We start from the raw sequence: 10,359 nt of genomic DNA, 5'->3' as shown, positions 1-10,359 counted from the left end.
GGGGGGGGTCGGCGGAATTGAGCTAAGCTCGCCTTGTAGCGGCGTACCCACCCCCAGCCCCTCCCTGAAAGGGAGGGGAGTCCATGGCTTCAGCTGCCCCCGATACCCCGCCTGGTCGTCAGATACGTCGCAAAGCTTCCCAGCCAGTGGCTGCCTTCGTAATTGTCGGCACTCACCGCCGCGAGCCCGCTGGTGGCGTGCGCCTTTGATGCCGCCAACAGCGCGGGAACCCGTGCATCGCCTTCCGGCAGCGCGCTGGCGATGCCCTCCATCGCCCACGCACGCGACAAGTTGACGCCGTCGAGGTGGACAAGCTTGCCATCGGTGGGGTCGCGGACCTCCCCGGGCGTCAGCCAATCCGCCGAGCCATCCGCCGGGATCTGCGGCAGGAATGTGCCCAGCCACGCGGCATAGTCTGCCTGCGGCATAACCCGGCGCATCAGGTCGGCCTCCATCAGGCATGGAGAGAGGAAATCTTCGCCCGAAGGTTCATAGGCGAGTGGGCAGTTCACGTCGCTGCGGTGGAATTCCAGCGACTTGTCGGCGAGCTGCCTTTCGAACGCCGTATTGCCCACCTGCCGCGCATAATCGATCATCAGGCCGAAGGCGAAGGCGCTCTGGTTGTGGGTGCCCAGCCGGATCGGATAGGCGAGCTTGGGCAGCCATTCCTGCGTTTCGGCAACGATCCGCTCCTCAAGCGGGCGCAAGGTCTCGCGCCAGGTCTTGAGCTTGGGATCGTCGCTCTCGTCGAGCTCGGCGACCAGCTGCAGCAGCCAGGCGGTGCCATAGGGCCGCTCGAACCCCTTGCGCCCCTCGCCATCGAGATAGGCGAGTTCGGCAGGGATGTTCGCGTCGGTGAAGCTGCGATCCAGCGCGGCGATGATCGCGGGCTTCATCGGCGATGCGGGATCGGTCTTGAGAATGCGCACCAGCAGCCAGTGGCCGTGGACCGAGCTGTGCCAGTCGAAACAGCCATAAAAGGCCGGGGTCAGTTCAGCCGGGGTTTGCGCGTCCTCGGCCGTGTTCATCACATGCGATATCTTGTTGGGATATTCCTTGTGCACGCAGCTCAGCGCCAGCCGTGCGAAGCGGTCGTTGACCGCATCGGGCCGCGCTTCGGGAATATCGGCAGAGGTGGTGTCATTCGCGGCCTTATCGGCGGGGCCGCAGCCTGCCAGCAAAAGCGCTGCTGCGAGCGCGAGGCCTGTGGATCTTTTCAAGCTGTCTGGTCCTTCCGCATGGTTGGTGGCGAATACACACGCAAAGGACGCCGATGGCAAGTTTGCCGGTCACGAACCGGTGCTCAGTCGGCAGATGCACCCGGTGCATTTCCGGTCTTGCGGCAGTGCACAATAGCTGTCACATCTCAAAACAATGACAGGGGAAACGCCGCACTTTGACGAGATGCTTCGGGCCGATGGTTCGGTGCGCGAACCTTATGACGAATTCTGCGCCTGGTACTCCAGCCAGGATGCCGCCCGATTGCGGACCAAGGCGCGCGATGCGGAAAACTTCTTTCGCCGCACCGGCATCACCTTTGCGGTCTATGGCGAGGAAGAGGCAAGCGAGCGGCTGATCCCGTTCGATATCGTGCCGCGCATCATATCGGGCCGCGAATGGGCGCGCCTGAGCCGCGGGATCGAGCAGCGGGTGCGTGCGATCAACGCGTTCCTGTACGACATCTACCACCGGCAGGAGATCCTGCGGGCGGGCAGGGTGCCCGTCGAGCTGATCGCCAAGAACGATGCCTATCTGCCGCAGATGATCGGCATGGATCCGCCCGGTGGCATTTACACCCACATTATCGGCGTCGATATCGTGCGCACCGGGCCCAACCAGTTCTATGTGCTCGAGGACAATGCGCGCACGCCATCGGGCGTGTCGTACATGCTCGAAAACCGCGAGACGATGCTGCACATGTTCCCGGAACTGTTCCGCAAGAACAAGGTGCGCGAGGTCTCCGATTACCCCCGCAAGCTGCGCCGCTCGCTTGCCGCAAGCGCACCGCGCGCGTGCAATGGCGCGCCCGAAATCGCGGTGCTGACCCCCGGCATCCACAACAGCGCCTATTTCGAACACAGCTTCCTTGCCGACCAGATGGGGGCGGAACTGGTCGAGGGGCATGACCTGCGCGTCATCGACGGCCGCGTGGCGATGCGCACCACGCAGGGTTATCGCGCGATCGATGTGCTGTATCGCCGGGTCGACGACGACTATCTCGATCCGCTCACCTTCCGTCCGGAATCGGCGCTGGGTGTTCCGGGGATCATGGATGTCTATCGCGCAGGCGGCATCACCATCGCCAATGCGCCCGGCACCGGCATCTCGGACGACAAGGCGATCTACAGCTACATGCCCGAGATCGTTGAGTTCTACACCGGCGAAAAGGCGATCCTGGAAAATGTGCCGACCTGGCGCTGCTCCGAACCGGATTCACTCGCCTATGTGATGGAGCATCTGCACGAACTGGTGGTCAAGGAAGTCCACGGATCGGGCGGCTATGGCATGCTGGTCGGACCCGCCGCCAATCGCAAGGAACTCGCAGCTTTCCGCGACAAGCTCAAGGCGCGGCCGGGCAATTATATCGCGCAGCCCACCCTCGCGCTGTCCACGGTGCCGATCATGACCCGCCAGGGGCTGGCGCCGCGGCATGTCGATCTGCGTCCTTTCGTGCTGGTCTCGCCCAACGGCATCGACATCACGCCCGGCGGCCTCACCCGTGTGGCGCTGAAAAAGGGCTCTTTGGTGGTCAATTCCAGCCAGGGCGGGGGCACCAAGGACAGCTGGGTGCTGGACGAATGATGCGCGCTGTCGATGCCGAAGGGGCCCGCTGATGCTGGGCAAGACCGCAGGCGGCCTGTTCTGGATGCAGCGCTATCTCGAGCGCAGCGAGAATATCGCGCGGCTGGTCGATGCGGGCTTCCGCATCGCGCTCACCCGGTCGGAAGCGGCCGAGGACGAGTGGGGGTCGGTGCTGACCACCGCGGGCGTGCGCCGCGCCTATTCGCAGCGTTACGACAAGGTCGATGGCTCCAGCGTCATCAACTTCCTGCTGCGCGACAAGACCAACCCCAACAGCGTGCTCTCGGTCATCGAAAGCGCGCGCAACAACGCCCGACTGGTTCGCACCGCGCTGACCCGCGAAGTGTGGGAGGCTACCAACGAGTGCTGGATGACGCTCAAGGAAGCGCTGCGTACCCAGATTTCCGACAATGAGCTTCCCGATGTGCTGAGCCTGATCCGCCAGCAGAGTGCGCAGGTGCGCGGCGCGCAGAGCGGCACGATGATGCGCAACGACATCTATTTCTTCGCGCAATTGGGCGCCTTCGTCGAGCGCTCGGACAGCACCGCGCGCATTCTCGACGTCAAATATTACGTGCTGCTGCCCTCGCTGTCCTATGTCGGATCCAGCCTGGACAATGTGCAGTGGGAGACGATCCTGCGCTCGGTTTCGGCGTACCGCGCCTTCCGCTGGCTCAACCCGGGGGAAACCAATCCGCGCAACATCGCCCAGTTCATGATACTGGACCAGGTGATGCCGCGCTCGCTGTCGTTCTGCGCGGGCCGGATGGCGGGCGCGCTCGAGGCGATCGCGCGCGAATACGGCACCAGCGGCGCCAGCCTGGATCTCGCCTGCGCGCTGCGGCGCGATCTGGAACAGGCCAATATCGACATGATCGTGGACAACGGACTGCACCAGTTCATCCAGGATTTCATCAAGCGCAACAACGCCATTTCCGCCCAGATCGAGCAGGAATTCCGCTTCTATCTGTAGGTCCGGAGAGGGTCAGAGCCAAAAGGGTTAGCCGGTCAATCATGCGTCTGCATATCGTCCACCGAACATCCTATCACTACGACACGCCAATGCCTTATGCGCTGCAGCGGCTGCGCATGATCCCCAAGGATTCCGCCGGGCAGCGCGTAGTCCGCTGGAAGACCGAGGTCGAGGGTGGATCGAAGCAGGTCGAGTATATCGACCATCACAACAACCATGTCGAACTCTTCAGCTTCAATCCCGATCAGCGCGAGGTGGTGATCCACTGCGAGGGCGAGGTGGAGACCAGCGACCATGCCGGGATGGTCGGCCAGCATGGCGGCTCTGCGCCGCTGTGGTACTTCCGCCGCGACACCCCATTCACAAGGCCAGGCCCTGCGACCCGCAAGTTGCTGCGCCAGTTTGACGATCCCGGCGCTGCCAATGGCGATGCGCCGCGGCTGCACGCGCTGTCCGAACTGGTGCGCGGCGCGGTCGCCTATGAGGTCGGCCAGACCGGAGCGACCACGACCGCGGAAGAGGCGCTCAATGCCGGGCACGGCGTTTGCCAGGATCATGCCCATCTGTTCATCACGCTCGCCCGTCTGCTGGGTTACCCCGCGCGCTATGTCAGCGGCTATCTGCTGATGAACGACCGGACCGAGCAGGACGCAGGCCATGGCTGGGCGGAGGTGCACGCGCAGGGGCTGGGCTGGGTCGGGTTCGACATATCCAACGGCTATTCCCCCGACGAGCGCTATGTCCGCGTTGCCACCGGTCTGGATTATCGCGAAGCCGCCCCGATTGGAGGGATTACCTTCGGCAAGGGGAACGAGGCGATGACCGTGACGTTGACTGTGCAGCAGGTTCAGGCGCAGCAATAGCGGCTTTTCCACATGCAATGTGGCCCTGGCGGCATTCGGCCTTGACCGATTGTTGCGCTTGATCCCTTATGAAACGCATGAGAGCAAAGGGGGAGGACGCTCCTATGACATATTGCGTCGGGATGCGCCTGGACAAAGGGCTGGTGTTCATGTCGGACACCCGCACCAACTCTGGTGTCGATAACATCAGTGTTTTCAAGAAGATGTTCACCTGGGAAAAACCGGGCGACCGCTACATCACGGTGATGACCGCGGGCAATCTGGCGACCACCCAGGGCGTGATCAGCGTGCTCGAGGAGCGCACCAAGGCACCGCACGAGCGCAAGCCCTCGATCATGGAAGCGCCGACCATGTTCCAGGTGGCGCGGATCATCGGCGAGACGTTGCGCGACGAGATCGCGCGCACCCGGTCGATCGCGGGCGAAACCGCCTCTTCCTCGTTCGGCGCCTCGATGATCGTCGGCGGCCAGATCAAGGGCATGGATCCCAAGCTTTTCCTGATCTACCCGGAAGGCAACTTCATCGAGGCGGGCGACGACACGCCCTTTTTCCAGATAGGTGAGACCAAATACGGCCGCCCGATCCTGGTGCGCGCCTATGACCGCGACATGTCCTTCAACGATGCGATCAAGCTGCTGATGGTGTCGTTCGATTCGACGATCAAGGCCAATCTCTCGGTCGATCTGCCGCTCGATCTGCAGATCTACGCATCGAACAGCTTTGCCGGGCGCAACCGGCGGATTTCCGGGAGCGACCCTTATTACAACCTCATCGCCGACCAGTGGAGCGATGCGTTGAAGAACGCATTCCATTCGCTGCCCGATTATACCGGCTGATCGTGCTTGCGTGAGCCCGGTTGCCTCCCTAATTCGGAAGGCATGACCAACAAAGCACGCAACATCCTCGTTTTTCTGGGCCTCACCACCGCGATCGTCGGCGGGGCCGGGTGGTATTTCCTCAGCGGCGACACCGCAGAGCTCGATATCGCCGAGGTTAGCGGGCCATCGCCGGTGATCTCCGCGCCGCGCAAGGAAATCTTCCCCACCATCAACGTCGCCGATGTCGAGGTATGGGCCGACGGCGAGGCGCCCGAGGCCGGCAAGGGTCTGGCCGTGGCTCGCTTTGCCGAAGGGCTCGATCATCCGCGATCGATGCTGGTGCTGCCCAATGGCGATGTGCTGGTCGCCGAAACCAACAGCCCGCCGCGCGAGAACAAGGGCATCGAAGGCTTCATCATGCGGATGCTGATGGACAAGGCGGGGGCAGGCGTTGAGTCCGCCAACCGCATCTCGCTGCTGCGCGATGCCGATGGCGATGGCCGGGCCGAATCGAAGACGGTGCTGCTCGACGGGCTGAACTCGCCTTATGGCATGCAGCTGATCGACGAGACGCTGTACGTCGCCAACACCGATGCGGTGATAGCCTATCCCTATACCCCCGGCCAGGTGAAGATCAGCGGCGAAGGTCGCAAGATCATCGATCTGCCCGCGTCCAAGCCCAACAATCACTGGACCCGCAACCTGCTCGCCAATGCCGACGGCACCAAATTGTACGTCGCGATCGGTTCTGCCACCAACATCGCCGAAAAGGGATTGCCCGCCGAAAAGGGCCGCGCGCGGATCGTCGAGATCGATCTTGCGACCGGCAAGAAGCGCGATTTCGCGGTTGGCCTGCGCAATCCCGTTGGCCTTGCCTGGGAGCCCAATTCGGACGCGCTGTGGACCGTGGTCAACGAACGCGACATGCTCGGTTCCGATCTGGTGCCCGATTACCTCACCCGGGTCGATGTCGGCATGCACTTTGGCTGGCCGTGGAACTATTGGGGGGGATATGAGGACCTGCGCGTCGAGCCTCGCCGCCAGGATCTGCGCGAATACACCCGCCGCCCCGATTATGCGCTGGGCAGCCACGTCGCCCCCCTGGGTCTGACCTTCGCCAGCAAGGCGGCACTGGGCCAGGGCTTTGCCAACGGTGCCTTTGTCGCGCTGCACGGATCGTGGAACCGCAAGCCAGCATCGGGCTACAAGGTCGTATTCGTGCCCTTCGGGCAGACCGGCCGCCCCGCCGTCACCCGCAATGCCGAGGGCAAGGTCACCGGCGGACTTCCCGTCGACGTGCTCACCGGCTTCCTTTCCAAGGACGGCTCCGCCAAGGGCCGCCCCACGGATGTCACCGTCGACAGCCGCGGCGCGCTGCTCGTCACCGATGACGTCGCGGGCATCATCTGGCGGGTGAGCAATCCTGCGATGAAGGCAAAACCGGTCGAAACTGCCGCACGCTGAACTGCCGGCTCCCGCCCGCGAAGTCGAAGGACCCGCGCCCACGCTGGCCGTAAAGCGCGGCCTTCGACAGGCTCAGGCTGAGCGGAGGTGGGTGCTGCAAAGACATAGAAGCGCCTATTCGCGGCACTTTCACTCATGTTTTCTTAAGGTGATCCAGATCCGGGGCAAACTTCCAACTGCCAGGCTCACCTGACCAGACGCCAGCAAACCAGAGGGTCTCAACATCATCGCGAGCGACAATTTGTAGACACCTCTCCGCAGACACGATGTAAAAATGCTCCCAAGGGGCATCCGAACACGTCTCAGAGCTTTCGATATCGAGTGTGAATTGGCCGGACCACAGCCAGTGGGAGTTTTCTACTTTAAACAAGCTACCCTCAGGCCGATTGCTTTGGTCCCTAGTCAGAAATACGTCAGCGTCGCCGTCCCATATTGTCTTGAATGCTCGAACGTCCTTGAAATCGAGATGCAGCTTTCCCTCGTGATAGGGCAGGCTGACAGCTAGCCGCTGGTGGCTGTGGCTTGAGATTTTTAAGTCGCCGAACGATGGGGCCTTATCTTCAGCTTCGCGACAAGGTGTCCAACGGATCAGTCTTTGCGGTTCTAATTTGACCATTGAGGCTCTATATCTGGTTGTCAGAAACGAGCCAATAAATGTTACAGAAAAAGCCGTCGCTAATAACTCAAGGCACCACCACCTGCCGGATCGCGGTTCCGCTCGCCAGTTCATCGAACAGGGCGTTGATCTCGCTTAGCGGGCTTACCGAACTCAGCAATTTCTCGACCGGCATCCGGCCTGCGCGCCACAAAGCGATGTAGCGCGGGATGTCGCGCGAGGGGATGGCGTTGCCCATATAGCTGCCCATCAGCGTCTTGCCGTCGCCGACCAACGAGACCGCGGGGATCGAGAGCATGTCCGCGGGGTGGGGAAGGCCCACGGTGACGATCCGTCCGCCGCGCCGCGCCAATCCGTATGCCTTGGCCAGCACCGCTGCCTTGCCGACGGTTTCGATCACCAGATCGGGCTTGCGGCCCAATGCGGCGATCACCGCGTCCTCGCCATCCTCGGGAGGCACGGCGGCGACCGCGCCCAGCGCCATCGCAAGCGCACGCTTGGCGGGCACGGGGTCGATCGCGATGACCGGATGCGCGCCCGCGGCGATTGCGGCCATCAGCGCGGCAAGGCCCACACCGCCCAGGCCATAGACCACCACGCTTTCGCCTGCGCGCAAGGCACCGCTGTTGAGCACCGCGCCCGCGCCGGTCAGCACCGCGCAGCCGAACAAAGCGGCGATCTCCACCGGAATGTCGGCGTCGATCTTCACCGCAGAGCGCCGGTCCACCACTGCGTGCGTGGCAAAGGCCGACGAGCCCAGATGATGCTGCACCTCATGCCCGTTCTCGGACAAGCGCCGCTCACCGCCGAGCAGCGTGCCTGCGCCGTTGGCTACTGCGCCATTGCCGCACAGATAGCCTTCGCCCGAATGGCAGCTGGGGCAGTATCCGCACAGGGGTAAAAAGCTCAGCACCACCCGGTCTCCGGGTGCAAAATGCTGCGCAGCAATTGCGCCCGGTTCGAGCACTGTGGCGACCGCCTCATGCCCCAGGGCCATCGGCATCGGGCGCGGGCGGTCGCCGTTGATGACCGAAAGGTCGCTGTGGCACAGCCCGGCCGCCTCGATCTTGACCAGCATCTCGTCCGCGCCCGGTGGGGCGAGATCGACCTGGGCAAGACGCAGCGGGGTGGTATCGGCAAACGGCCCGTTATGGCCGATGCTGTCGAGGATGGCGGCGGTTATCTTCATGGCCGTCGTCATGCAACCGCAAGCGCGCCGCCGCAAGCGCCACGCACACGCTGAGCCCGACTAGCGGACAGCCGCCATCTGGTAGAGCATCTCGACAAAGCCCATCGTCGCATCGGTGATCCCGGCGACCTTGGGGTTGGATGAGTCCACCACGAAATACTCGTCCGGGGCGTGGGCGCCGCTGCCATGGCCGATGCCGAAATGCCCGGCAGGGATGCTCACCGGCGGTGCGGTGAAGACCGCGCCCGGCCAGGATCCGGCGAGTCGCGGGTTGAGGTTGGCCTTGACCCCGAGCCTCGCATAAGCCGCCATTTCCGCCTTGATCAGCAGGCTGTCTTCCGCAACCTCGGTCGGGTCATAGCCGCCCGAAACGTTCGCCTCGATGTCGGTGAAGCCATGTTTGTCGAGATGCGCGCGCAGCTTGGCTTCCGCCTCGGCGCGGGTCTGGTTGGGGACCAGCCGGAAGTCGAGCTTGGCGACCGCGCGGCCAGGCAGCACGGTCTTGCCGCCGGGGCCGGTATAGCCCGCGACCAGCCCTTCGATGTTCGCGGTCGGCTCCTGCGCCAGCCGGACCAGCGCCTGTTCGAGCGGCAGGTCATCGATCCAGTGGGTGACGCCGAACGATGCCTTCATCTGCGCCTCGTCCATCGATTTGGCCGCCTCGGCGATCAACGCCTTTTCGCGCGCCGTCAGCGGGCGGACATTGTCCGACCAGCCGCCGATGACGACGTTGTTGCCATCTGCCGAGACCAGGGTCTGCAGCGCCTGTACCAGCCGCCAGGTCGGCGAATCGATCATCGCCTTGTAGCTGGAATGCACATCGCCCTTGGGCCCGCGCCCCCATTTGGCGCCGCTGGCGACCAGCTCGAGCTCGATGATGCCCTTGGATCCGAGATTGACCTGCACCTCGCCGTTGGCGCCCTGCCAGCAGGCAGGGATGAAGATGCCCGCGCACTTGCGAAGCGCGGCAAGCACGTTGGGCTTGGTGGCGATCTGCCTGAAATTGGGCGATCCGATCTCCTCCTCGCCCTCGGCGAGCAGCACGATGTTGACCGGCAGCTTCACGCCAGCGGCCTTCATCGCATGCAGCGCGGCCAGGAACGTCGCCTGCGGACCCTTCTGGTTGACTGCGCCGCGCCCGACGATCGCGTTGCCCCAGCCGGGCTTGTCGACGATCTTCGCTTCCAGCGGTGGGGAGGTCCATTCGGCAGGGTCGAACTGCTTGACGTCGTACATGAAATAGATGCCCAGCGTCCGCCTGGCGCCGACATCGATGGTGCCGAAGACGCCGGGATGACCATCGGAGGGCACGATTTCGACCCCGGCGAACCCGGCGGCCCTTGCCAGATCGGCCATGTACGCGGCGCCTTGCGGCATGTTGAGATTTTCCGCCGCGATCGAGGGCAGGGCGATCCAGTCCTGGATGCGCTTGATATCGGCCTCGCGATTGGCCTCGGCTGCTTTGCGGATGCGGGCGATGTCGCCGTCTGCTGCCAGCGCCGCGCCGCCACCGCCTGCGGTCAGGGCGAGCCCGCCACCAACCAAGGCTGCCGACCGAAGAAACGCGCGCCGCTCAAGCGTACCTGCCGGGTCCAATGTCATCTCGTGCCGCTCCCCTGATCCTGATTTGCAGC

Annotated in this window: 9 protein-coding genes; 5 read left to right on the top strand and 4 right to left on the bottom strand. The window is 63.6% G+C overall.

Annotated features, from left to right (window positions below; all coding sequences use genetic code 11):
* Nucleotides 1-89: 89 nt before the first annotated feature.
* Nucleotides 90-1,220: a DUF2891 domain-containing protein gene (locus IP68_RS08280; protein WP_054134508.1), complete on the bottom strand. Its 1,131-nt coding sequence runs from the start codon at nt 1,218-1,220 to the stop codon at nt 90-92.
* A gap of 154 nt (nt 1,221-1,374) precedes the next feature.
* On the opposite strand from IP68_RS08280, the gene IP68_RS08275 reads away from it, so the two are divergent.
* The 5 genes from IP68_RS08275 (at nt 1,375) to IP68_RS08255 (ending at nt 6,920) form a co-directional block, all read left to right on the top strand.
* Nucleotides 1,375-2,802 carry a circularly permuted type 2 ATP-grasp protein gene (locus IP68_RS08275; RefSeq protein ID WP_054134507.1) on the top strand — a complete coding sequence of 476 codons (1,428 nt, stop codon included), beginning with the start codon at nt 1,375-1,377 and terminating at the stop codon, nt 2,800-2,802.
* Between the two features lie 31 nt (nt 2,803-2,833).
* On the top strand, nt 2,834-3,775 hold the full coding sequence (locus IP68_RS08270; RefSeq protein WP_054134506.1) for an alpha-E domain-containing protein: 942 nt from the start codon (nt 2,834-2,836) through the stop codon (nt 3,773-3,775).
* A 41-nt stretch (nt 3,776-3,816) separates the two neighbouring features.
* Complete coding sequence (locus IP68_RS08265; protein ID WP_054134505.1) at nt 3,817-4,638, top strand: transglutaminase family protein; 822 nt, start codon at nt 3,817-3,819, stop codon at nt 4,636-4,638.
* A 104-nt stretch (nt 4,639-4,742) separates the two neighbouring features.
* Nucleotides 4,743-5,474, top strand: coding sequence for a peptidase (locus tag IP68_RS08260; protein WP_054134504.1), 732 nt, complete (start codon nt 4,743-4,745; stop codon nt 5,472-5,474).
* 42 nt (nt 5,475-5,516) lie between these two features.
* Complete coding sequence (locus tag IP68_RS08255; protein ID WP_054134503.1) at nt 5,517-6,920, top strand: sorbosone dehydrogenase family protein; 1,404 nt, start codon at nt 5,517-5,519, stop codon at nt 6,918-6,920.
* Between the two features lie 133 nt (nt 6,921-7,053).
* On the opposite strand, the gene IP68_RS20175 is transcribed toward IP68_RS08255, so the two are convergent.
* The 3 genes from IP68_RS20175 to IP68_RS08245 all read right to left on the bottom strand — a co-directional run bounded on the left by IP68_RS20175 (nt 7,054) and on the right by IP68_RS08245 (nt 10,327).
* Nucleotides 7,054-7,536, bottom strand: a complete 483-nt coding sequence (locus IP68_RS20175; protein WP_156317998.1) for a hypothetical protein — start codon at nt 7,534-7,536, stop codon at nt 7,054-7,056.
* Between the two features lie 67 nt (nt 7,537-7,603).
* Nucleotides 7,604-8,725 (bottom strand): zinc-binding dehydrogenase, encoded by a 1,122-nt coding sequence (locus IP68_RS08250; protein ID WP_054134502.1) that lies wholly within the window; start codon nt 8,723-8,725, stop codon nt 7,604-7,606.
* A 60-nt stretch (nt 8,726-8,785) separates the two neighbouring features.
* The gene (locus IP68_RS08245; protein WP_054134501.1) at nt 8,786-10,327 is read right to left on the bottom strand and encodes a M20/M25/M40 family metallo-hydrolase; all 1,542 of its coding nucleotides are present in this window, start codon (nt 10,325-10,327) and stop codon (nt 8,786-8,788) included.
* Nucleotides 10,328-10,359: the final 32 nt, after the last annotated feature.

Origin of the sequence: Blastomonas sp. AAP25, assembly GCF_001295965.1 — a bacterium.
GTDB classification, from domain to species: Bacteria; Pseudomonadota; Alphaproteobacteria; order Sphingomonadales; family Sphingomonadaceae; genus Blastomonas; species Blastomonas fulva.
This window is presented reverse-complemented; position numbering and strand designations above follow the sequence as displayed.